The sequence below is a fragment of the Subsaxibacter sp. CAU 1640 genome, assembly GCF_023156585.1.
Classification (GTDB): domain Bacteria; phylum Bacteroidota; class Bacteroidia; order Flavobacteriales; family Flavobacteriaceae; genus JBPOFM01.
The window spans coordinates 732,121-757,633 of the sequence record NZ_JALNMI010000001.1 but is presented as its reverse complement, the minus strand read 5'-3'; the positions used below and the strand labels follow the sequence as shown (position 1 = coordinate 757,633).

Genomic DNA, 25,513 nt, shown 5'->3' with positions numbered 1-25,513 from the left:
TCGCTATATCTTTTTTTTCAAAAAAGGATGCCGCTTCAATCGCTAACACAATTATTTACTATATTTATTCAACTAAACTCCTATTATGAAGTTCCTGAAAAAGTTCCTTAAATGGCTTCTGATTATTGTTGTACTTCTCGTGGCAACCCTTTACATAACCGACACCGATTATTTAATTAAAGCAGTTCGGACCATCTATATGAAAGGCCATACAACAGCCTATTTAGAAGATTACAAACATTTTGACAATGCAACCATTGCAAATGCCACTCCACAACCTTGGCCAAACCATAAAAATTACAATTCAGTAAAGGCAACCGATGCGCTTCAAAACATCAATAAATCAAACGGAACCATCGCTTACGTCATCATCAAAAACGATAGTATTTGGTTTGAAAACTATTATGATGGCTTTGGCGAGGATTCAAAATCCAACTCCTTTTCAATGGCAAAAAGTTATGTATCCGGATTGATGTTCAAAGCCATCGAGGAAGGATATATCAAAAGCCTAGACCAGCCAGTGGGAGACTTTTTTCCAGAATTCAGCGAAGGCTTGGCTGCTAAAATGACGGTTGGAGATTTATCGTCTATGGCTTCTGGCACCAACTGGGATGAAGCTTATTATTCGCCTTTTTCCATTACCACACGAGCCTATTTTGATGATGACTTGGAAAAAGTCATTTTAGGACTTAAGGTTGTTGAACAACCTGGAACAAAATGGAAATATGCCAGTGGTGACACACAATTATTGGCTATGGTGATAGAAAAAGCAACAGGCAAAAAACTTTACAATTACCTTTCTGAATCTTTTTGGAAACCATTGGGAAGCGAGAATTCCACGCTGTGGCAAGTGGACAGTGATGACCACGATTTAGTGAAAGCTTATTGCTGCATTGCCAGTAACGCAAAAGATTTTGCGCGCTTTGGAAAACTTTTTAAAGACCACGGTAAATGGAATGGTAAACAGATTTTAGACTCCACACACGTCGCTAAAATGGTGACGCCTCGCTTTGCCGAAAGCCCGCAATATGGTTATGGCTGGTGGTTAAAAGACGCTGGTGATAAGCGTTTCTTTATGATGCGTGGTCATTTAGGGCAATACGTCATTGTTGAGCCAGATGATAATGTGATTATCGTTCGTTTAGGACATTCCAAAGGTGCTGGTGATGCTGTTGCTTCCTTCACAAATGATATTTCTGTTTATATTGATGAAGCTTATAAAATGATGGCACAATGATTTCCAAATTAAATCTCGAGGACATTCTGTTTCTAGACATTGAAACCGTTCCTGAAACACAGCGCTTCTCGGAGTTGGATGAAACGAAACAACAACTTTGGGAATTGAAATCTCAATATCAACGTGGCGACGTATCTGCAGAAGTGTTCTATGAGCGCGCTGGTATATGGGCGGAGTTTGGTAAAATTGTTTGTATTTCTGTGGGTTATTTTAATATTCAGGGTGATATCAGAACATTTCGAGTCACGTCGTTTTACGGTGAAGAAATCAAAATATTAAAGGACTTCAAAAATTTGTTGCTGTCACATTTCAGTCAAGCAAAACACTTACTGTGCGCCCATAATGGAAAGGAATTTGATTTTCCATACATTGCCAGACGAATGATTATCCATAATATCGAGCTGCCTTACAAACTCAATTTGTTTGGCAAAAAACCTTGGGAAGTACCTCATCTTGACACTTTGGAACTTTGGAAATTCGGAGATTATAAAACCTATACATCCTTAAAACTTTTGACCAACGTCCTCAACATTCCATCTCCTAAAGATGATATCGACGGTAGTGATGTGGCCAGAGTTTATTATGAGGAACAAGACATTGACCGCATCATCACTTATTGCGAAAAAGACACTATTGCCGTTGCACAAATCTTTTTAAGGCTGCGAGGCGATGACATTTTAGATGAAAGCGACATCAAGCATATTTAAAAAAAGGTCCAGACATTATATCTGGACCTTTTTTAGTGTTTGAAAATTTTTACTTGACTACAATCTTTCGACTAATATTGGTGGTTTTGCCTTGAATCTTCACGATATATACTCCTGAACTCAAGCTATTCACATCAATATTTTGAACCATCACGTTTTCTACTAGAGAAGTCGACAACATCTGTCTTCCTTGAATGTCATAAACAATCGCTTTCGTGCTTTCAGAAAGCATTCCTTTAATAATGATTTGCTTTGGTGAAGAGGTCGCATAAATAAGCAATTCTTCTAAATTATTTTCTGCATTACCAAGTGTGGAAGCTCCAAACCTCAAATAGAATCTTCCTATTCCCAACAGATTGTTATTCGCTGTAAAACTATATTCATTTGTATTCAACAAGGTAAATGTATTGGTCAACTGGTCTTCGAGATACACATCAACATCGCTTGGCAATGTATTCTCTTGTATCCCAATTGAAATTTGCTGTCCTTGGCTAGCATTCACGCCCAAAGGAATAATCAAACTTTCATTCACATCGTTAAAACTTACCGATTGAATGGCAAGGTCGTTACCTACGCTGTCCTCTACCAAGTGAGAATAGATAGCATAATTTGGCGCTACACCATTAAAAACGTTGGCATCATAACCTATATCAAGACTTCTTGAAGCATTGTCTGTAAAGTAAAAATCTGTCTTGGAACTGTTTGAAGCTGTACTCATTGTCAAGCTCAAATAACTAATAGTACCGCTATCAACTTCCCTTCCTTCGATAAAATCATCATCAAGAATGGCATTTCCTGAAGCAATTGTTCTAAAGCTCGGATTGAAAACCATAGTACCACCACCTACTTTTGACGTTACCAAAAAGCCTTGCCCAGGTGTTATGATAGTATTAGGGTTTGCTAATGAATATGCAAGGTTCATAATTTTCCAACCGTCAGCCGCATTACCATCATAGCCATAGATTGCGGCACTTGTTGGTAAAAACTCACTGATATTTGCATTCAAAAAGTCAGAAAGTTTGATATATGAAGGATATGGGTTTCCTATTAAATTCCAAGGAGCAAAAGCTGGTCCGCTATTCGAAATTGCGGAATTGACCACACTTGTACTGACCGTTCCTACAAATTCAAAAGTGCCATCATCTGTAGAGGCTGCGCGATATCCAATTCCTGCACTCAACACCGTAGAAGCTTCAGCAGGAATGGCTGTATCATAAGTAAGGTAAGTTCCTGTTGATTTATCGAAATGACCAAACAACTTTTCGGTTGCGTTATTTGGGTTCGAAACAATATTTGAATTAGCAGCAGCAAAATCTCCAAATGTCTGACCTATTAAAGGTGCAGAGATTAAATCATTCCCTCCAGAAGATTGGTTGATATTAACGTGACGACGATAGGCGACATTTCCCGATACCGTTCCATTCGGAATTAAGCTTGAATATTGAGTCGAACTTGAATTCAGGATAAAATTCCCGTTGCTTGTCAAATTTCCATTCAATTCAACCGATTGTCCTGGCTGAACGTTCATCGTTGCACCATTGTTAATGGTAAGATTATTCAACGCAATAGGGCTATTCAAATTAAAAGTACCATCCAATACCAAGGCATTCAATGCCGAAGTTGAAGCCGACGGAGCATTTGGTGTCCAAGCATTATTTGTAAACAACAAGCCATTATAAGATAGATTGACCGTATAATCTTCAACTTCACCATATGCAAATGATTCACAGGATGAAGGCGTACCATTATATTTAAGAGACACTCGCATTCTTGTTGATCCATAGCTGGTATTAGTAGGTATTACGAAAGTGCCGGAGACTGGAGATGCCGTTGATGCGGACTGTGTCCATACCTGTTCGCCACTATCATTAAAATCTCCGTCTTTATTATAATCAATCCAAACACCATAACCTTCAGGATAAACAGTTCCGGTCCAAACAGGTGTAATTGTTATTGTGTATTGAGTTCCTTGAATCAAATTAGTTGTCAAAGTACCATTTGATGTAAAATTAGAGTATCCTGTACTTGTGGTGCCTGGTCCGGAATTATTGTTGTCAAGAGTATTCAATTGAACCCTTCCAATATACTCATCTGCAGTATTGTTGCCATTAGAATTGCAATAAACAACATTGGCTTGAGTCGAAAGGCCAATATGGTCAATAGCCATATCACTGGTATTACCCGTTCCTCTAACACCTATAAATCTGAATTTGACTGTTTGACCTAAATAACCATTTAAATTGATATTTTCAATATTCCACACATTTCCCTGATTACCAGAACGTGTAAATACATTAGTCCAACTGCCACCGTTGTCCGTAGTGATTTCCAAGTTTAAAGTTCCCATGGAATTCCCATACATATGATAATAAAAAGAGAAGTACGCGGTAGAAAGACTTGATAGATCATAACATGGACTGATGAGAATGGCAGTATTACCCGAAGAAAAACCATTCGCCTCAAAGTAAAGATAATTACCGCCACCCGTAATGTCATTAGAAGGCCCGGTATTTGCTGTTGGTGTTCCGTTTGCATCCAAGGTCCAATTACTGTTATCTCCTGTTCCTTGTGTCCATGCTCCAATTCCAGAATTGAATGTTTCTAAATATGGATAGGTTGCTATTTGTGCACCCGTACATGCAGGTATCGCTAATGTTGTGAAATTCAATGATGCAGAATATGAGGAATTTGAGCCACCGCTGCATTTGCTTCTAACTTGTGCTTCATAATTTGTAGACGGATTAAGCCCTGTCAAATTTGTTGTTAATGCCGACACAGAAAGGGTTATCCATGTTGAGTTTCCTATAATCCTATATCTCAAATCATAAGTGGCTCCCGAAACTTGATTCCAACTTAAAGTTGCTGAATTGATTGCCACATTTGAGGCGGTCAATCCAGTTGGAACGGTGGAGGTACAAGGTGTTGGAGGTCCAATCGTGAAGTTTGAGTTGGATATGTCAAAGAATATATTATTGGAAGCTTTTACCATGATTCTACATTGACTTCCAGGATTATTCGGAATCACTAATTGTTCTGAACCATCATTTGGTGTATTTGTAGCTATTGTTATTGGGTAAGTGAAACCACCGTCAGTAGAAAGATAGATATCAACATTTGTACAACTGATGGGCGCCGCAGTAGTTCCAGCGACATTCCAAGTAATATTTTGAAGAGAGCCAGCATTCCAAGTAACGTTTGTATTAGGAGAAGTCACCACGAATGGTCCAGCAGCGGCCACAGTTGTAACAGTCATTAAATCACTTGCCGTACACCCTGAATTTGTATTATTATCCCTAACGATAAATGAGAAATCCATACTTCTTGATATTGAAGGTAGTACTTCGAAAGTTGGTGTAGTATTGTTAACTATCGCATTAATGTTTGGAATATAGCGATGAGGTACAGCCACAGGCTGCAAAGAGCGAAACATTGGGCCAACAGTCCTTGTAGAAGTAGGAGCTCCAGAAGAACTTGGGTTTTCTGGATCATTCTGTTCCCAACAATAGGTTAAACCTGAATCGTCAGGATCTGATGCTGTTCCTTCTAACCTAAAAGGTGTTGAAATAGGTATTGAATAATCCAACCCAGCATTTGCATTTGGCCCACCATTTCCTGAAGAAATTAGTTGTGCACAACTACTTCCGTTACCAAAGTTAATAGATGTCACTATGTCTCGTATATTCACATAGGCAAAATAGTCATCACTGTTACTTTGGACATTCGGATTGCATATTCCTGCATAACCCATGATGGTACTGCCACTTCCCACCTCAACTTCAGAAGAACCACTTCCGGATCGACAATTCGAACTACTTTGCACATGATAGCCACCAAACTGATGTCCCATTTCATGAGCCACATAATCAATATCAAAGGGATCTCCAATGGGTGCTGAACGACCTGTATATCCTCTCCCTTTATGTGTTCCACTTTGGCTTACTGCTAGACAAACACAGTCAATACACCCAGCATTCCCCCCGCCAGTTGTATTGAAATTGTGCCCAATATCATAGTTTGCAACTCCTATTTGAGAATCAATTGTTTGAGCTGTTCTAGTGTTCCATTCATTTGTCCATGGGTCTGTGGATGCGTTTAGATAAATGATTAAATCATTATTTGGTACAAACTGCATGGTTATGCCCAAATCTCTTTCATAAATACCGTTTACACGGTTCATGGTCACATTCATTGCGGCTTGTACAATGGCCTTATCTCCAACTGTCGTACCAGTTGTTCCACCTGCTTGAGAAATGTGATATTGCGCATATTCTCCAGTACACGATTGTGCCAAACGATAACGTCTTAAGTTACAATCTCCCAACGCTGCAACTCGTTCGCTATTATTATTTGAATCTTCAACACGATTTAAAATGGTGTCTTCGGTTGAGCATTCAAAATCTATCATGGATTGTGGTAAATCATTACGGTAGTAAGACATGTAATAGCGATTGTCAATAGTGATTGGATCTATATAAACCGTACTATGCTTGCCAGATAAAATCATCCCACTCAAGCCGAAATATGGCGAATACGTAAGTCTTAAAATTGCCGTTTTGTCGGTAAGCCCTTTACCTGAATAGGTTTTTAATTGAGGGAATTTTGCTGCTAATTCTGGATGCATTAATTCAGAATCTTCAAGAGTAAATGTTTCGTTTTGACCATTCGGAAGTGGCAAGGTAATGATCAAATTTGATACTGCATTATCACTGAATCTACCATTAGCACCATTAGCATAATCAAGAAAGGTCTCTGTGTCTAAAACAACAGTTCTATACTTGGTTGGTGTTGAAACTCTCTGTTTAAATGTTGTATTAGTAGGCATTGAGCTTGAGTTTTTCCAAAAATTATTTTGAGAAAACAAGCAATTGCCAATCAAAAAAATGGCGAAAAATGTAGTAATGTTCTTCATAACTAGGGGCTTTTAACAAAAATTGCTATTAGTCTATTTACAATAGTAATAAAATTTGAGAAAGTTTGTCATAAAAACTTAAAATTATAGATGAACAACCATGATATTTCAATTTTAAATGAAGATTATGATCGTCAACATATTATTCGATATTTTAAATAAAAAAGTCCAGACATAATATCTGGACTTTTAAAATTAATCTGAAGTAGCCTAACTTATTGCTTTATAAATCGCTTTGTCAATTTTTGATTGTCATCGCTTATTTCAATCACATAGATTCCTCCCTGTAAATTAGAAACGTCTAATGCATTACTGAAAACTTGCTTTGCAACTACTTGTCCTAAAGCGTTAAAGATTGTAACTTGGTTTGGTTCAATTCCTTGAACTTTCAAGTTCAGTTGAGAACCTTTAACAGGGTTCGGATATACTGAAAATTCTGTACTAGCCAAAATAACGCCTTCAACCTCTTCTCTTGCAGAGGACGAAATTACGACAGTGTAATCTTCAACTTCACCATAAGTGAATGTTTCACAAGATGTTGGAGAAGCATTGTACTTCATAGAGACACGCATTCTTGTAGCTCCATTTAATGCCGAAGTTGGCACGGTAAAACTTCCTGAAATCGGAGTGGCAGTGGTTCTTGTTCTGTTATAAACTTGCTCACCTGAATCATTGAAATCACCATCTTGGTTGTAATCAATCCAAACCCGATAAGCTTCATTATAAACTGTGCCAGTCCATCTTGGTGTAATGGTAATGGAGTTGCTTGTTCCTTTTATAAGAGTTGTTGATAGATTTGTAAAATTGCCATAGCCTCCATTATTTCCTGATAAATTATTGATGCTTCCCAGTTGTACTCTATCAATATATTCATCATTTGTATTGTTTCCTTGAGAAGTGCAATAGGTGACCGAATTAGACAATGTGGTAACGTTTACTGTGTTGCTATATCCGGAAATATTGCCTGCTGCATCTTTTGCTCTTACCCTGAATGAATAAGCTGTATTTGGTGACAAACCTGTTACTTGGTAAGTTGTACCAGTCACGGTCGCTATTACAGTAGAAGCCTGATACACGTCGTATCCTGTCACGGCTACGTTATCAGTGGAAGCCGTCCAAGACAAATTTGTGGTGGTCTGGGTTGTTCCACTTGCGGTTAAATTGGTTGGTGTTGACGGCGCTGTAGTGTCAGGCGCTGCTCCTTGGATGTTAACAGTATAATCTTCAACTTCGCCATACTGAAATGTTTCACAAGCTGTTGGAATGGCGTTGTATTTCATTGAAACTCTCATTCGAGTTGCACCTGTTGTAGCACCTGTAGGCACTGTGAAACTTCCACTTACTGGTGTTGTATTGGTTGCAGCTCTTGTCCAAACTTGTTCACCTGAATCATCAAAATCACCATCTCTGTTATAATCAATCCAAACCGAATAACCTTCATTATAAACCGTTCCCGTCCAAGTAGGTGTTAATGTGATGGTGTATTGAGTTCCTTTCGATAAATTAGTCGAAATAGACGTAAAATCTGAATAGAATTGAGCGCCAGAAGGATTGTTGATAGTGTTTAGCTGAACCCTACCAATATACTCGTCATTGGTATTGGTACTTGCAGAGGTACAATAATTCAATTGAACGGCTGTAGTAGTGAAATTTACAGAACTACTGTAAGCCGAATTGCTTCCTCCAGAACATTTGCTTCTTACTTGTGCTTCATATTGTGTTGATGCTGTTAGCCCCGTCAAATTAGTAGAAGTTCCAGTGACAGCAACTGTTGTCCAAGTTGATGTTCCAACAATGCGATACTGTAAATCGTAGGTTGCACCTGTTACCGAATTCCAATTTAAAGTAGCCGTTGATGAGCCAATATTAGAGGCCGACAACCCTGTTGGAACTGTAGCTGTACAAGAGACCGCTCCGCCAATTGTAAAATTGGTATTTGAAATGTCAAAAAAGATGTGGTTAGAGCCTTTAACCATTATGCGGTTTTGACTTCCCGGATTGTTGGGAACTGTAATGGCTTGTGAACCGTCATTTGGAGTATTTGCAAGAATAGTGATTGGATATGTGTTTCCGCCATCTGTCGATAAAAGAATATCTACATTGGCAGCATTCACGCCATTTCCAGTGGTTCCAGCAACACTCCAAGTAACCGTTTGCGTAGTTCCAGCATTCCAAGTCACGTTAGTGTTTGGTGAATTAACTACAAAAGGCCCTGCAGTTCCATTAACAGTGATTACAGTATCATCACTTTTGTTGCTAGCCCCACCGGCTTTGTTATCACGAACAGTCAATCTAAAATTCAACGTCCTTGCAACATTTGGCACGGCTTCCCATTTCCATGAAGTTGCACCTGCCTTTATGGTTGCCAGATTTGGAAAATAACGTTTAGTATCTGTTGAAGGCGAATAAGATCTAAAGGCCACACCAGCAGTGGCAGTGGTGCTTGGCAATTTTGTAACGGCATTATTCTCATCAATTTGTTCCCAACAATAGGTTAGAACGTCACTAGAATTGGCATCAGAACCAGACCCTGTTAGCACAAAAGGTGTTCCTTTAGGTATTGTGTAATTAGAACCAGCATTTGCTGTTGGTGCTGCATTACCTGTGCTAATGTTTGTTTGGCAACTAGTAGTTTTTACATAATCAGTTACTTGCTCTATAGATATTGCATGGAAGTAAGGGTCACTGTGAGCTTGAACATCGTACGTTGCTCCAGTGATACCTGCATAGCCCATAATAGTTGATCCCGAACCAGGCTCCATTTGCACGTCGGTGCCTTCGTTTCCATTGAACGTCCAAGTGTGGTTTGCACCAAACTGATGTCCCATTTCGTGTGCCACAAAATCAATATCGAAATTATCTCCTGTTGGAACAGTACTGGTAGTATAGCCGCTACCTTTTTGATTAGTTACACAAACGCAGCCAATACAACCGGCGTTTCCATTATTACCGGTTGCACCCATCAAATGTCCGATGTCATAGTTGGAATTGCCGATAACGCTATTCAAAGTGCTTTGCAACTGACTGTTCCATTGAGAATCATTTGAACTATATGGATCAGAACTGGCACTTGTATAAATAACTGCATCTGTATTTGAAATAAGCACCATTGTTACATTGAAATCATTTTCAAATACACCGTTAACACGAGTCATAGTGGCATTAATCGCTGAAAGAGCCAAAGCTTTGGTTCCACCGAAATATTGTGTGTATTCTCCAGTAACCGACATTGCCAATCGGTAACGTCTCAACACACCATCATCTGCATTTCGCATAGCTACACCATTAATGTTCTTGTTCATAACATCGGTTACTTTACACTCAAAATCATTATAAGCAGTTCTAATATCGGCTCTTTTATAAACAGAGTAACTTGTCAAATCTTGAGTTATTGGTTCAATGAACGAAGCTGGCTGATTAGCTGACAACCTCATACTTTGAAAACCCAATGGAGAAATGCTAAAGCGAATCACAGCAGTAGGATCGTCGACCCCTTGCCCAGCATATGATCTAATTTCAGGATATCTTGCCTGAAGTTCAGCATCCATTACGGAAGCCTCGATGATTCTGAAGCGTTCCATTTGCCCATCGGGATTTGGAAACGATACAATAACATTTGACGATTTAGAATTTGAGCTCCTTTCAGGAGCTAATTCCAACACTTGTTTTAGACCCTCGATGTTTAAACTATAGGTCTGATTTAGGGGTAGATTTTTTTTGTCAACCTTTACACGGGAACTGTTGACTTGGGACTTTTGCCAAAAATTCGCTTTTTGCGAAAATGACACTGTAACACTCAAAAACATGAGGATACAAAGTAGATTTTTTGTCATGGTTTTTTCGATTTAAATTATTATTAATTTTAAGGGTTAATGGAGTCGAATTTAACAGAATTTTTAGAATTTAAACCATATTGTTAATAAATACGATAACGTTTTCGTGAAAATATTTCAGTTTACGGTTTTTCCTCGTCACTGTTGAAGAAATTGACTACTTTTATACTATGCCAAATGATAAAATTCTAGCTGTTAACGACCTGTCAATTTCATTTTTATCCGAAGGAATTGAGAAAGAGGTAATACATAATATTTCATTTGATTTATATCCAAATGAAATTCTTGGTGTTGTTGGCGAATCAGGATCCGGAAAATCAGTTTCTTCTCTTGCCATTTTAGGCCTTTTGCCAAAAAAAATATCAAAGATCACAAGTGGTTCTGTTGAATTTAAAGGCACAAATTTGGTTACCCTTGAGCAAAAAGAGTTTCAACATATTAGAGGAAACGCGATTTCAATGATCTTTCAAGAACCTATGAGTTCCTTGAATCCATCAATGCGATGTGGAAGACAGGTTGAAGAAATTCTATTGCAACATACATCGCTTTCTAAAAAACAAGCCAAAGAGGAAACGCTTTCACTTTTTGAAAAAGTAAAACTGCCATTACCAGTTCGAGTTTACAATGCCTATCCTCATCAAATCTCTGGTGGTCAAAAGCAACGCGTAATGATTGCAATGGCGATTGCATGCAAACCAAAAATCTTGATTGCAGACGAGCCAACAACTGCTTTAGACGTTACTGTCCAGAAAGACATCTTGACCTTGCTTAAAGACTTGCAGGTAGAAACTGGTATGAGCATCATATTCATTTCGCATGATCTTTCTTTAATCTCTGAAATCGCTGACCGCGTTTTGGTAATGTATAAAGGTTCAATTGTTGAACAAGGTTCTGTAAACAGCATTTTTCACCAGCCTCAACATATATACACCAAAGCCCTTTTAAGTTCAAAACCGTCATTGGACATAAGGCTCAATCGTCTTCCAACCATTAAAGATTTTATGGAAGACAAACCTCGTTCTGAAATCATTTCACACCAGCAGCGCGCTGCAGTTCACCAAAAATTATATTCAAAATCTCCTTTGCTGGAAATCATCAATCTGGAAAAAGAATATCTTTCAAATTATGGTTGGTTCGGAAAATCCACATCCTTTAAAGCTGTTGATGATATAAGTTTCAGACTTTACGAAGGCGAGACCTTGGGATTGGTAGGTGAATCTGGTTGTGGAAAGTCGACACTTTCCAATGCAATTCTTCAACTTGACAAAGCAACGGCTGGCACCATTTTATATCGTGGAATGGACATCACTAATTTAAATTCATCTGAAATTCGGAAGCTTCGGAAAGAAATTCAGATCATTTTTCAGGACCCTTATGCTTCGTTAAATCCGAGAATTTCTGTTGGTAAGGCAATTATGGAGCCTATGGAAGTGCATAACATTGGTGTTTCTAATGATGAAAGAAAGCAGATGGTCTTGGATTTACTTCAAAAAGTTGGTTTGGATGAAAGCGCTTTTAACAGATATCCTCACGAATTTTCTGGCGGGCAGCGTCAACGCATCGGTATTGCCAGAGCGATTGCCCTACAACCAAAATTGATAGTCTGTGACGAATCGGTTTCGGCATTGGATATTTCGGTTCAGGCACAAGTGTTGAATCTTCTGAACGATTTGAAAGAGAATTTTGGTTTTACCTACATATTTATCTCACACGATTTATCAGTCGTTAAATACATGTCAGATCAATTAGTGGTGATGAACAAGGGAAAAATCGAAGAAATGGCTGATGCCGATGAGATTTATAGCAATCCAAAAACCGATTATACCAAAAAATTAATTCATGCTATTCCCAAAGGATTATAGCATGAATATTTTTTTGGTGAGCATTAGAATGCCTTTCATCAATTTTAAAGTATTTTGAAAGGTTGTGAACAATTTGCTTTCAAAAGAAGTAGGTTTTGGTAGATTTGGGGCTGCATTCATAAGTCAAAATTTACGATAGATTTGGGGCAAATCATAAATTAGGTTTTTGGTTGATTCAGTTTTACTTTGATTAAATTTAGGATAGATTTGGGGCTTATCACAAATTTAGGTTATGGTAAATCCGGTTGTTTCGATTTGGTTTTGTAAAGATGAAATTAATTTTGAATAAATCAGTCAAAATACATTATAAATCGATGAAATACATAATAATTTAACATTTAGCAATCATTATGAAGTTTTTTCTTACATAATTTGGTTGCTTCATCCAATGTATTCTTACCAGTTAATTATAATTTGACATAAAAAAATCCTCTCAAACTAGATTTTAGTTTGAGGGGATTGTCAGTACTTTTATTTTATATCTATAGTATCATTTCGGGAACATCTCCTTCAACAACCAATTTACCTTCTGTAGCTTTCTGAATTTCTTCGACAGAAACTCCTGGAGCGCGCTCCAACAGTTTAAATCCATTATCGGTAACTTCCAAAACAGCCAAGTCTGTTACTATTTTTTTCACACAACCTACACCAGTTAATGGCAAGGTACATTTTTTCAAGAGCTTTGAATCGCCTTCTCGATTGGTATGCATCATAGCTACGATGATATTTTCTGCACTGGCAACTAAATCCATAGCGCCACCCATTCCTTTGACCATTTTACCGGGAATTTTCCAGTTGGCAATGTCACCATTTTCTGAAACTTCCATTGCTCCCAATATTGTCAAATGAACGTGTTGCCCTCGAATCATTGAAAAACTCAATGAAGAATCAAAAAAACTAGCACCTGGCAACGTTGTAATCGTCTGTTTTCCCGCGTTGATGATATCTGCATCTTCTTCTCCTTCAAAAGGAAAAGGTCCCATGCCCAAAACACCATTCTCGCTTTGAAACTCCACTTCAATGTCATCTCTTACATAATTGGCTACCAACGTTGGGATTCCAATTCCAAGATTTACATAGTAACCATCTTTGACTTCCTTTGCAATGCGTTTGGCAATTCCTGTTTTATCTAGCATAATTAATTTCTTTTTCTGACTGTTCTTTGCTCTATACGTTTTTCATACTTTTCTCCTTGAAAAATACGCTGGATAAAAATTCCTGGAATGTGAATTTGGTTTGGATCCAGTGTCCCAACAGGCACCAATTCTTCAACTTCAGCAACAGTAATTTTAGCAGCGCCACACATCGCAGGATTAAAATTTCTTGCCGTCCCCTTGAAAATCAAGTTACCTGCCTCATCGCCTTTCCAAGCCTTCACGAACGAAAAATCAGCTTCAAATGCCATTTCCAGCACATACATTTTACCGTTAAATTCTCTGGTCTCCTTCCCTTCCGCTACTTCAGTGCCAAATCCTGCAGGTGTATAAAACGCAGGAAACCCAGACTGGGCAGCTCTACAACGCTCCACCAAAGTTCCTTGTGGCACCAATTCCACGTCCAACTCGCCACTTAACATTTGTCGTTCGAATTCATCGTTCTCCCCTACGTAGGAGGAAATCATTTTCTTTATTTGATGCTTTTGAAGTAACAATCCAAGTCCAAAATCATCTACACCAGCATTATTTGAGATACAGGTAAGACCTTTAACATTCATTTTTACCAATTCATTGATAGCGTTTTCGGGAATTCCACACAGTCCAAAGCCACCCAACATAAGTGTCATCTCATCCTTAACACCCTTCATTGCTTCAGTAACATTGGCTACTTTTTTATTGATCATCTTTCACTTTTTTGATTCCGAAAAATACAAAATAAAAAAGCCAATCTAAAATTCAAACTTAATTTAGATTGGCTCTTTCTGACATTAAAAGAAGTTAAAAATCCAATTCATCAATAAATCCTTCCGTGTCTGACGAAGTATCGCTTCTCGATCTACTGCAGTCGACATTTATTGAAAGTTCTTTTGGACGTTCAAATTCAGCCGTGGAAACATCTAGGCTTTTATCAGCATAACAACTCTTCATATAAATTCCCCAAATTGGCAGTGCCATAGATGCTCCTTGTCCATAAGTAATGGATTTAAAATGTGCAGCTCTATCTTCGGCTCCAACCCAAACGCCTGTAACCAAATTTGGCACCATTCCCATAAACCATCCGTCACTTTGATTTTGCGTTGTCCCAGTTTTACCAGCTATCGGGTTCGTAAAACCATAAGGATAGCCCGTTATGATTTCTTTATAAACTTGGTTGTTGGTCGCCCAGGTGGTTCTTAAACGAGTTCCTGAACCTCCTTCGGTAACCCCTTCCATCAGATTTGTGGTAACGTATGCAACCTCTTCGCTTAACACATCTCTACTTTCGGGAGTAAACTGGAAAAGGGTTGTGCCATTTTTATCTTCGATACGGGTAATCATTACTGGTTTATTATAAACTCCCTTATTTGCAAATGTACCATATGCGGCTACCATTTCATAAACACTCAAATCAGGTGTTCCTAAAGCAATAGCCGGAACGGCCGGAATTTCCGACTCAATACCGAGGTTTTTGGCCATATCGATTACAGGTTCTGGTCCCACTTTGTCCATTAAACGTGCTGTAATGGTATTGATTGAATTTGCCAAAGCATTTTTCAAGGTTCTGAAGCCTCCATATTTACCATCAGAATTTTTAGCTGTCCAAGGTAATGGATTGCCAAACTTCATTGCTTCAATAGTAATAGGTGTATTTGGGAACGTATCACATGGCGATAAATGCAATTGATCTATTGCTGTGGCATACACAAAGGGTTTAAACGTTGAACCAACTTGTCGTTTTCCTTGCTTTACATGATCATATTGAAAATGTTTCATGTTGATGCCTCCTACCCAAGCCTTCACATGACCTGTTTGCGGCTCCATGGACATCATTCCTGTATGCAAGAACGTTTTGTAATAACGCATGGAATCCATAGGTTTCATGATGGTATCTATCTCTCCTTTCCATGAAAAAATAGTCATAGGAGTTGGTTTATCAAAAGAAGCCACAATTTCCTTTTCAGATTTTCCTTGCAATCTTAAAACTCTCCAACGCTCTGATTGACGAATACTTTGGTTGAGTAGCTTGTCAATTTCTTCATTGGTCAATCCCACAAAAGGAGCTGTCTTGTTTCTATCTGGTGTATTCTGATGAAAAAATTCGGCTTGTAACTTTGCCATATGTTTCTCAACAGCATCTTCTGCATACTTTTGCATTCTCGAATCGATAGTGGTGTAGATTTTCAAACCACTATTGTAAAGATTGTATTTTGACCCATCAGATTTTGGATTTTCATTGATCCATTTTTTCATAAAGTCCTGAAGATAGGCCCTAAAATAAGTTGCCGTTCCTTCTTTATGTGATTGAGGTGAGTAGTGTAAACCTAAATCCAATTTCTGAATAGAATCTTTGGTAGCCTCATCAATATAATCATATTTCTCCATTTGGCTCAATACAACGTCCCTCCTGTTTTTTGTACCTTCAGGATTTCGATGTGGTCTTGGATTATATAGTGATGAGTTTTTGAACATTCCGACAAGCATGGCCGACTCTCTCAAATCGAGCTCATGTGGTTCTTTACCAAAATAAATACTAGCGGCACTTCTTATGCCGTCTGCATTGTTTCCAAAATCATAGATATTGAAATACATGGCAATGATTTCTTCTTTTGTATACTGGCGTTCCAAACGGGTTGCAATGATCCATTCCTTGATTTTTTGCAATGCTCTTTCTACGATGTTCTTTGATCCTTCACCATGAAAAAGCTGTTTAGCAAGTTGCTGGGAAATAGTACTAGCTCCTCCACCAGACCCAAGTTTTACAATTGCCCTTAAAGTGCCTCGCCCATCAATTCCGGAGTGTTCGTGAAAACGAGCATCTTCAGTTGCAATCAAAGCATCTACAAGATGTTTTGGAAGTTCACTGTAATCGACAGGTGTCCTATTGTCATTCAAATAAAATTTGCCCAGTGTTTTACCATCAGAAGAAATAATTTCTGTTGCCAAATTCGTGTTTGGATTCTCTAAAACCGTATGATCTGGCATTTCACCAAACGCTCCCCAAGAAGCCAATAAAAACAGAAAAACGATTAGCAAGACCCCTCCACAAAAAGTCATCCAAAACCATTTGATATATTTTGAAAAATCCTGTGAAATTGCTTTCTTTTTAGCCATGACAAAAATTATTTAGTTGATGCTTTCTATACGAAATCCAACATCTGTAATACCTTCTAGATTATCAACGCCATTTACAGCTCCATTATTTCGCATAGCATGTTGAATATTGATATTATACTCTCCTTTTTCCTCAAAAACAAACGGTTTTTCATATCCTTTATACCAAAGTTTGTTCTCCTTGATGTCTGTAAAACCCTCTCCTAACAATTCCCCATTAGGCTTTGCCATTTGATATTCAAGAGTATCAGTGGTTGTCTTTCCATGGGGATAAACCATTTCTACGATCAGAAAGAGATTACTGAACTTATAGGAGTTTGTGTTCCGCACATTTACAAACAAATTATACGGTTTGATGGAATCGGGAGGGTTCACTTTGAATGACATAACAGAGTCTTTATTCCAAGAATTTGGCACAGATCGATATTCGTCAAATACTTGTTTGGAATCGCACGAACTCAAAAAAAATACAAACAATAGGATGACCCAAGGTGTTTTATTTGGCATTGTTGTTCTTTGGTTTTGAAGGTCTATTTTTTGGGCGCTTTTTCGACTTATTTGGTTGTTGTTGAGATGTCTGTTGACCTGCTTGATTGGGATTCCCCTTGCTCTTTTGCCTTCCTCTCTTATTTCTACGTTTATTTTTTCGTTTTGGACTATCAAATCTTGTTAAACTGTCTTGACCGACGACGTTTTCATAATCCGCCTTTACTTCTTCAACAAGGTCTGCAGCATACTCTTCCAGGCTTGCGACTTTTTGCTTGTTCTTGTTGAGTTCAATGATTTCCTTTGCTTGCTCGGTCGTGAGCTTATGCCAATTCATCCATTCTCCTTCATAGGCAAACCACATAAAGCCTTTAAAAATATCCGTCTTTTGACAAATGGCCGTTCCCTTTTCTGTGTAAAGTTTAGTGTCTGTTTTTGGAAAATCTTTTAAGGCATCCAAGTAAGCATCAAGCTCATAATTTAAGCAGCATTTCAATTTGCCACATTGGCCTGCCAATTTTAAAGGATTCAATGACAGTTGTTGATACCTTGCTGCTGATGTGCTCACACTCCTAAAGTCAGTAAGCCAAGTAGAGCAACAAAGCTCTCGTCCACAAGAACCAATACCTCCAAGCCTTGATGCTTCTTGACGAAAACCGACTTGTTTCATTTCTATCCTGGTCCTAAATTCTTTAGCGAATAGTTTGATAAGTTCTCTGAAATCTACGCGCTCTTCTGCTGTATAGTAAAATGTGGCCTTACTGGCATCTCCCTGAAACTCTATATCCGAGATCTTCATTTGAAGTTTAAGATCAATGGCAAATTGACGTGCCTTCACCTTCATAGGTTCTTCTCGATCACGAGCTTCAGACCAAACATCGATATCTCTTTGAGATGCTTTCCGATAGATTTTCATCACCTCTTCTTCATTGTTGATGTCAACCTTTTTACGCTTCATTTGAATTTTAACCAATTCTCCTGTCAACGTTACCATGCCTATGTCATGACCCGATTGTGCTTGTGTAGCTACAACATCGCCTATGCTTAATGTAAGATTTTCTGTATTCTTATAGTATTGCTTCCTTCCATTTTTAAAACGAACTTCAACTCCTTGAAACATTTCTTGTCCTTGAGGAAGCGACATATTGGCCAACCAATCAAAAACTGTCAACTTATTGCAACTATCTGTGCCACAAGTACCGTTGTTTTTGCATCCCCTTGGTTGTCCATCCTTCTCGGTTGAGCAACTTTTGCAACTCATATTGATTATATATAACTCGTTACGCGCGTAACGAACGACGATTAATAATTTGTTTTAAAATGTAAAGATAAGATTATTTATTAAGTTAAAGATTGGAATATTTATATGTATCCACAACAAAAAAAATTCTGCAAACAATTGTTTTTTAGGTGTTTAACTTCTACTTTTATACCCTTATAACCTTCTAGGTTAAAGTTTATCCTTTTCTTCTGCTCACATTTGAATAATTCAACGATGAAACCATATAATCAATAATTCATTTATTATGAAATTAAACTCTACTCCATTTTTTGCGGTTATTTTTTTGTTGACCGCTTATTCGTTTCAAGCTCAAACTCATTTTACTCCTGACGGAGGAGGGCAATTTGTTTTCAATGAAAACAAAATACCTTGCCTAACTGACGAACAGCGCACAGCAGTTCTCAACGAATTGAAAACTAGTATTCAAGAGTTAAAAACTCAAAACAGGTTATCATACAACCAAGCCAATAGAGGCAGCCATCCATTGTTTATCTGGCCTATAAAAAAGAAAGATGGTTTAGAATATAACGATGTTTGGGGTATTTCTAACTATGTTGATCAAAATCCGTCCTATCCAAATCAAGTGCTAGATTACAATTGTGGTTCGCGTACTTATGACACCACAGGAGGTTATAATCATGCTGGGATGGATATCTTCAATTGGCCTTTTTCATGGAAGATGATGGATTATGATGAGGTGGAAATCATTGCTGCCGCTCCAGGCCAAATTCTTTACAAGGCAAGCTCCAACTTTGACAGAAGCTGCTCGTTAAGTGGCGGGAATTGGAACGCAGTGTACGTACAACATGCTGATGGTAGTGTTGCTTTGTACGGACATATGAAACAGAATTCCCTTACCACGAAAAATGTTGGAGAAATGGTTGCCGCAGGCGAATTTTTGGGGATTGTAGGGAGTTCAGGCAATTCAACGGGTCCACACCTTCATTTTGAAGCTTACTCTGAAGTTGAGTTAAATGGTGTGGGGCAAGATGTATTAATTGACCCATATTCCGGAACATGCAATTCAATGAATGTGGATACATGGTGGCAAAACCAAAAACCTTACAATAATCCTAACATCAATGCAGTTTTAACCCATTCTTCTCCTCCGGTATTTCCAACTTGTCCAACGCAAGAAACTACAAACGAAAGCACTAACTTTGATGCTTCTGCGACCGTTTACTTTGGACTTTATATGAGAGACCAAGCTAGTGGCACATCAATAAATTTAAAAATTATTAAACCTGACAATTCAGTTCTTTATAATTGGGATTTTAATTTTACTGATAATTATTACGCATCATGGTGGTATTGGTATTTTTCTGGAATTTATGATATGAATGGTGAGTGGAAATGGCAAGCTACCTATCAAGGCCAAACGGTTACTCATTCTTTTAATATAACTGGAGCTTTGGGAATAGGAGAGGAAGAGTTCAACAATACATCAATCTATCCAAACCCTTTTAATAACGTCGTTTCAATATCATCACCCTTAAAGATTGAAAAGGCAATTGTGGTCGATATGTTAGGTAAGCAGATAAAAGTTATCTCGAATAATTCAGAAGGTATTAAAGAAATTAATCTAGAAACCCTTTCAAATGGCATCTACTTTTTGAATTTAGAAAGCGATTCTGGTCAAAGGAAAACCATTAAAATTATTAAAGAATAACAATTACAAAAAAGGCTTCCAAATGGAAGCCTTTTCTATTTTTTTAGAACTTCAAAAATGTTCCTTAAGTCTTTTTTAAAAGGCAGATGGTCTGCTCTACCTTTTTTGAAAATGTCGTTGCTATTACCTTGTCCTTTTCGCAATGCCTTTTGTTCTTCATAAGGCATACGATTTATTTCCATGCAGTTGGTTGAACAACAATTTTCCATTTTTTCCTTACACTCCTCACATTGTATGAACAACAAATGACATGCCTCATTCGCACAATTAGTATGTAAGTCTGCAGGTTTACCACACTGATGGCAATGCGCAATGACATCATCAGAGATTCTCTCGGAACGCCGCTCGTCAAACACAAAGTTCTTTCCTATGAACTTATTGTCTAAACCTTTTTCGTTAATTTGGCGCACATAGTTTATGATTCCACCTTCGAGTTGGTAAACGTTTTTAAACCCTTTATGTTTGTAGTAAGCACTTGCTTTTTCACAACGTATACCTCCGGTACAATACATAACAAGATTTTTATCTTCCTTGTGGTCTTTTAAATCTTCTTCAATAATATCCAAGGATTCCCTAAAGGTATCTACATCAGGTGTAATGGCATTTTTGAAATGGCCTATTTCACTCTCATAATGGTTGCGCATATCTACCAGAATGGTGTTCTCATCTTCAATCAGTTCATTGAATTTTTGAGCATCTACATGAATTCCTTTGTTGGTCACATCAAAGGTATCGTCATTCAATCCGTCAGCTACAATTTTGTCACGAACTTTTACTTTCAATTTTAAAAAAGCAAAATTATTTTGTTCAACGGCAATGTTCAATCGGACATCTTCTAGAAAACTAATAGTATCCAAATGTTCTTTGAACTTGTTAAAATTATCCGCAGGTATGGATAGTTGCGCATTGATACCTTCATGAGCCACATAAATACGACCCAGAACATCTAATTCGTTCCAGACTAAAAACAAGTGATTTCTTAAAATTTCAGGATTGCCAATCTTGGCATAGGCATAGAAAGAGATCGTCAAGCGGTCTTTGCCTGCTTGTTCAATAAGTTCGGCTCTTTCTTTAGCGCTTAAAGTATTGTACAGTTGCATGCTATACTAATTTTTTAAGGTTAAAGTTGGGCAAAGATATTAAAAAGTGTTCAGTTTGCAGTAGCAATAAGCAGTATTCACAAAAAAAGCACTTTAGGTTTTCTAAAGTGCTTTAATTAGGCTAACTCGTTATTTATATTTTTTCAATTTTAAATATTCAAAAAATATTTTACGAGCTAACCACCATCGGCTCTACAATTGCCATTTAAAGTGATAGCAATTGAAACACCTAATGCGTTGTTGAAAACAATTTTTTTAAAAAATTTCATCTGTCAAAAAGGTTAATATTAATGATTCAGATAAAACGCGTCGCTTCTCAAACGACAGATTTCATAGCAAGATTTCCCAATCTCATTAGGTAGATGCAAAAAGTGTAAAAAGGTTGCGTCATCGCATTGAAAAAATTAAAAGTTGTCGTACTTTAGCCTGAATTAATTAAGAAAATTTACGATAAAAATGAGTAGTGAAAAAGACGCAAAATTAAAGGCATTGCAGTTAACTCTAGATAAGCTGGACAAGGCTTATGGTAAAGGAACTGTGATGAAAATGAGCGATCAAGCGGTAGTAGATGTAGATGCCATTTCATCAGGTTCCTTGGGATTGGACATTGCACTAGGAGTGGGCGGATACCCAAGAGGAAGAATAATTGAAATATATGGCCCAGAGTCTTCTGGTAAAACCACCCTTACTCTGCATGCCATTGCAGAAGCTCAAAAGGCTGGAGGAATTGCTGCTTTTATCGATGCGGAACATGCATTTGATAGGACTTATGCGGAAAAGCTAAACGTAGATATAGAAAACCTTATAATTTCTCAACCCGACAATGGTGAGCAAGCTTTAGAGATTGCAGATAATTTAATTCGTTCGGGTGCTATTGATATTGTAGTGATTGATTCCGTTGCAGCTTTGACTCCTAAAAGCGAAATCGAAGGAGAAATGGGTGACTCAAAAATGGGATTACATGCACGTTTAATGTCACAAGCCTTGAGAAAATTGACAGGCTCTATCAGTAAAACCAATTGTACGGTTATTTTCATTAACCAATTAAGAGAAAAAATCGGTGTGATGTTTGGAAACCCTGAAACTACAACCGGTGGAAATGCACTTAAATTTTATGCTTCAGTACGATTGGATATTAGACGTTCAACACAAATTAAAGAAACTGATGGCAGTGTTGCTGGCAACAAAACGCGTGTAAAAGTTGTGAAGAACAAAGTGGCTCCACCATTTAAAACTGCAGAATTTGACATTATGTATGGCGAAGGGGTTTCAAAAGTTGGAGAGATTTTAGACATCGCCGTTGAAAATGAAATCATTAAGAAAAGTGGTTCTTGGTTTAGTTATGAAGACACGAAACTAGGTCAAGGTCGAGATGCAGTTAAAGCTTTGATAAAAGATAATCCCGAACTGATGGAAGAGCTTGAACAAAAGGTTAGAAAAATTGCCAAAGCAGCTTCATCAGACGATTAAATTTAGAAATCCCGAAAAAATCGGGATTTTTTTTATTTTTCTACGCAACCTTTTCACTCTTTATGTATCTACAGATTGAAAATGGAAGGTTCCTAAATCGAATTATTTAATATGAAACAATTTTTGTTATTATGCGTTCTTGCGTTATCATTGGCCTCTTGCAGTCTTGGCGATGATGGCGATGGTGAATTTTATTATGAAATTTTGCCAATTGAAACTGTAGATATTCCTGATGAATTTACTCTGGGTGAAACTTATGAGATTACTGTATCCTATTTGCGCCCTTCAGGCTGCCACGTGTTCAACAACTTTTATTACACCAGCGAACTTAATCAAAGAACAGTTGCTGTCATTAACACTGTTTATCCAAATCAAGATTGCCAAACATTTGAAAACGAGCTCGAAGAAGTGTCCTTTAATTTTAAAGTCACTAGCAATGGCACGTATGTTTTTAGGTTTTGGCAAGGCGAAGATGACAATGGTGACGACACCTACTATATAGTGGAAGTGCCGGTGGTGGAATAAGAAAGTAGAAAAATTAAAACAGAAAACACATTTGAGTTTAGAACAACTCATAGAACAATGTAAAAAAAACGATGCTAAAGCTCAAAGCCAAATATATAAACTCTACGCAAGTAAGTTGTTTTCGCTCAGCCTAAAGTACTCGAGAAACTATGCAGAAGCTCAAGATAATCTGCAAGATGCGTTTGTGACTATTTTTAAGAAAATAGAACAGTATAAAAGTAAAGGTTCATTGGAGGGATGGATGAAACGAATTACCATCAACACGGCTTTACAACAATATAGAAGTGTTGGTGTTTTTGACATCATTGGTGAAGAGCAGATAGAAGACGTCAGTGTTGAAATTGATAATGATAATATTGGCGTGGATTATTTGCTTAAAATCATTCAAGAATTACCAGATCGATACCGTTTGGTCTTCAATCTCTATGCATTGGATGACTATTCACATCAAGAAATTGCAGATATGCTGGAAATTTCAATTGGAACCTCAAAATCAAACCTGGCTCGAGCTCGTTTGATTTTAAAAGAAAAAATAGAACATTACAAAGCGAGTTCAAACTCGCAATCATTATAATGAGTGATAAAAAACATATAGACCGACTGTTTCAGGAGAAACTCAAAGATTTTGAAGTTTCACCGGATGATTCTGTTTGGGATAACATACACGATCGTTTGCATAATGACAAGCGTAATCGAAAAGTTATACCGTTATGGTGGAAATTGGCCGGTGTTGCTGCGCTTATAGCTTTGTTATTGACCGTTGGAATTAACTTTTTCTCTAACGATTCAGCGATTGATAATAAAAATATCATTGTAGACACAGAGAATCCATCATCTGAAAACTCCAAAACGACTATAGAGGACAACGCGACCGAATTAGAAACTAATCCTCAAGACAAAAACAATTCATCCAAAATAGCGAATGAAGAAATTGATTTCAATAGTGAATCAAATACTGGCGAAGACGGATTGAATTCCAATGATTTTAATAGAAATACGAAGTATTCAAATCATAAAAATACTTCTAAATCGAGTTACACTAACGTTGCTGATAATTCAGTCAAGAATTCAAATTTGAAGAAAAATTCTGAAACGTCTGATAGATTGAATGTTTCATCTCAAAATGACAGATTCAATTCTACAGCAGACGCTGTAACGTTTAGTACAAAGGATGATCAAAAACTCAACAACTCTGAAAACCAGAAAATAGACAAGGACGAGGCCGATAAGCTGATAAAAGATTTAAAAAACAACTCTGATTCAGCAGTTACCAATAACTCTTCTGAAATAAGTGTTGAATCTTCATCAAAAGAAGGCAAAAAGGAAAATAAAACTACGCAAAGCATTGAAGATGCTATTGCTGAAGCCAATAATGAAGATGAAAAAGAAAAGAAACTAAACAGGTGGAACATTTCTCCGAATGTGGCGCCTGTTTATTTCAATTCTCTTGGAAAAGGTTCTACTATCGACGAGCAATTTGTAGACAATACCAAAACATCTGAAATTAGCATGAGCTATGGTTTGGGGGGAAGTTATGCCATTAACGATCGCCTTAAGGTTAGAGCGGGAATTAATAAAGTTGGCATGGGTTACAAAACCAATAATGTGATTGCTTTCAGAAGCATAGATTCAACTAGCAGGGCTCGTACAAGAATTGCGAATGTAAATATGGACCCCAATGCGAGTGATATGACGTATATGAGCACAGAGACTTTGGACAGTAACATTACTCCCGAAGTCGTCAATTCAAAGTCTAAAGGTTCCATTGATCAACAATTTGGTTTTATCGAAGTGCCATTGGAAGTTGAATATGCATTGGTCAATAAAAGGTTTGGGATAAACGTGATAGGCGGTTTTAGTACTTTGTTTGTTGATGAAAACGAAATTTATTCTGTCGTAGACGGTGCCAGAACCCGAATTGGAGAGGCAAACAACATCAATTCGATGAGCTATAGTGCCAATTTTGGGTTGGGGATCAATTATAATGTTTCAGAAAAAATTAAGGTGAATGTTGAACCAACATTTAAATATCAAATAAATACCTTCAATAATAGTTCGGGTGATTTTCAACCATACTTTATAGGTATTTATACAGGATTAAGTTATAAGTTTTAGGTTTTTTAGTTGGTTAGATAATTATTGCAAACTCGCAATGATGACGAAAAGTCGCTCCGTGCCAAGAGCGA

Annotated in this window: 16 protein-coding genes; 8 read left to right on the top strand and 8 right to left on the bottom strand. The window is 37.5% G+C overall.

Features of this window, described 5'->3' with window-relative positions; genetic code table 11:
* Window positions 1-85: 85 nt before the first annotated feature.
* Window positions 86-1,237 carry a serine hydrolase domain-containing protein gene (locus tag M0G43_RS03265; protein ID WP_248023483.1) on the top strand — a complete coding sequence of 384 codons (1,152 nt, stop codon included), beginning with the start codon at window positions 86-88 and terminating at the stop codon, window positions 1,235-1,237.
* Window positions 1,234-1,944, top strand: coding sequence for a 3'-5' exonuclease (locus tag M0G43_RS03260; RefSeq protein ID WP_248023482.1), 711 nt, complete (start codon window positions 1,234-1,236; stop codon window positions 1,942-1,944). The genes M0G43_RS03265 and M0G43_RS03260 overlap by 4 nt, the downstream gene beginning before the upstream one ends.
* A 49-nt stretch (window positions 1,945-1,993) precedes the next feature.
* On the opposite strand, the gene M0G43_RS03255 is transcribed toward M0G43_RS03260, so the two are convergent.
* A complete protein-coding gene (locus M0G43_RS03255; RefSeq protein WP_248023481.1) occupies window positions 1,994-6,766 on the bottom strand; it encodes a reprolysin-like metallopeptidase in 4,773 nt (1,590 codons plus the stop codon).
* 302 nt (window positions 6,767-7,068) lie between these two features.
* Complete coding sequence (locus M0G43_RS03250) at window positions 7,069-10,434, bottom strand: GEVED domain-containing protein (protein ID WP_248023480.1); 3,366 nt, start codon at window positions 10,432-10,434, stop codon at window positions 7,069-7,071.
* Window positions 10,435-10,856: 422 nt separating this feature from the next.
* Between M0G43_RS03250 and M0G43_RS03245 the strand changes: the two genes are divergently transcribed.
* Window positions 10,857-12,548, top strand: a complete 1,692-nt coding sequence (locus tag M0G43_RS03245; protein WP_248023479.1) for an ABC transporter ATP-binding protein — start codon at window positions 10,857-10,859, stop codon at window positions 12,546-12,548.
* A gap of 482 nt (window positions 12,549-13,030) precedes the next feature.
* On the opposite strand, the gene M0G43_RS03240 is transcribed toward M0G43_RS03245, so the two are convergent.
* From M0G43_RS03240 to M0G43_RS03220, 5 genes are all read right to left on the bottom strand, one after another.
* A complete protein-coding gene (locus M0G43_RS03240; protein WP_248023478.1) occupies window positions 13,031-13,684 on the bottom strand; it encodes a 3-oxoacid CoA-transferase subunit B in 654 nt (217 codons plus the stop codon).
* A 2-nt stretch (window positions 13,685-13,686) separates the two neighbouring features.
* On the bottom strand, window positions 13,687-14,388 hold the full coding sequence (locus tag M0G43_RS03235; RefSeq protein WP_248023477.1) for a CoA transferase subunit A: 702 nt from the start codon (window positions 14,386-14,388) through the stop codon (window positions 13,687-13,689).
* 94 nt (window positions 14,389-14,482) lie between these two features.
* Window positions 14,483-16,795: a penicillin-binding protein 1A gene (locus M0G43_RS03230; RefSeq protein WP_248023476.1), complete on the bottom strand. Its 2,313-nt coding sequence runs from the start codon at window positions 16,793-16,795 to the stop codon at window positions 14,483-14,485.
* Between the two features lie 12 nt (window positions 16,796-16,807).
* Complete coding sequence (locus tag M0G43_RS03225) at window positions 16,808-17,302, bottom strand: gliding motility lipoprotein GldH (protein ID WP_248023475.1); 495 nt, start codon at window positions 17,300-17,302, stop codon at window positions 16,808-16,810.
* A complete protein-coding gene (locus M0G43_RS03220) occupies window positions 17,292-18,542 on the bottom strand; it encodes a stage 0 sporulation family protein (RefSeq protein WP_248023474.1) in 1,251 nt (416 codons plus the stop codon). The genes M0G43_RS03225 and M0G43_RS03220 overlap by 11 nt, the downstream gene beginning before the upstream one ends.
* 265 nt (window positions 18,543-18,807) lie before the next feature.
* On the opposite strand from M0G43_RS03220, the gene M0G43_RS03215 reads away from it, so the two are divergent.
* Window positions 18,808-20,232: a peptidoglycan DD-metalloendopeptidase family protein gene (locus M0G43_RS03215; protein WP_248023473.1), complete on the top strand. Its 1,425-nt coding sequence runs from the start codon at window positions 18,808-18,810 to the stop codon at window positions 20,230-20,232.
* 35 nt (window positions 20,233-20,267) lie between these two features.
* Here the strand turns inward: M0G43_RS03215 and M0G43_RS03210 are convergent, their stop codons facing one another.
* Window positions 20,268-21,332 carry a rhodanese-related sulfurtransferase gene (locus tag M0G43_RS03210; RefSeq protein WP_248023472.1) on the bottom strand — a complete coding sequence of 355 codons (1,065 nt, stop codon included), beginning with the start codon at window positions 21,330-21,332 and terminating at the stop codon, window positions 20,268-20,270.
* Window positions 21,333-21,788: 456 nt separating this feature from the next.
* On the opposite strand from M0G43_RS03210, the gene recA reads away from it, so the two are divergent.
* The 4 genes from recA (at window position 21,789) to M0G43_RS03190 (ending at window position 25,442) form a co-directional block, all read left to right on the top strand.
* Window positions 21,789-22,802, top strand: a complete 1,014-nt coding sequence (gene recA / locus M0G43_RS03205) for a recombinase RecA (protein ID WP_248023471.1) — start codon at window positions 21,789-21,791, stop codon at window positions 22,800-22,802.
* 111 nt (window positions 22,803-22,913) lie between these two features.
* On the top strand, window positions 22,914-23,327 hold the full coding sequence (locus M0G43_RS03200; protein WP_248023470.1) for a hypothetical protein: 414 nt from the start codon (window positions 22,914-22,916) through the stop codon (window positions 23,325-23,327).
* A 31-nt stretch (window positions 23,328-23,358) separates the two neighbouring features.
* Complete coding sequence (locus tag M0G43_RS03195; protein ID WP_248023469.1) at window positions 23,359-23,901, top strand: RNA polymerase sigma factor; 543 nt, start codon at window positions 23,359-23,361, stop codon at window positions 23,899-23,901.
* On the top strand, window positions 23,901-25,442 hold the full coding sequence (locus M0G43_RS03190; RefSeq protein WP_248023468.1) for a hypothetical protein: 1,542 nt from the start codon (window positions 23,901-23,903) through the stop codon (window positions 25,440-25,442). The genes M0G43_RS03195 and M0G43_RS03190 overlap by 1 nt, the downstream gene beginning before the upstream one ends.
* The last annotated feature ends 71 nt before the right edge of the window (window positions 25,443-25,513 follow it).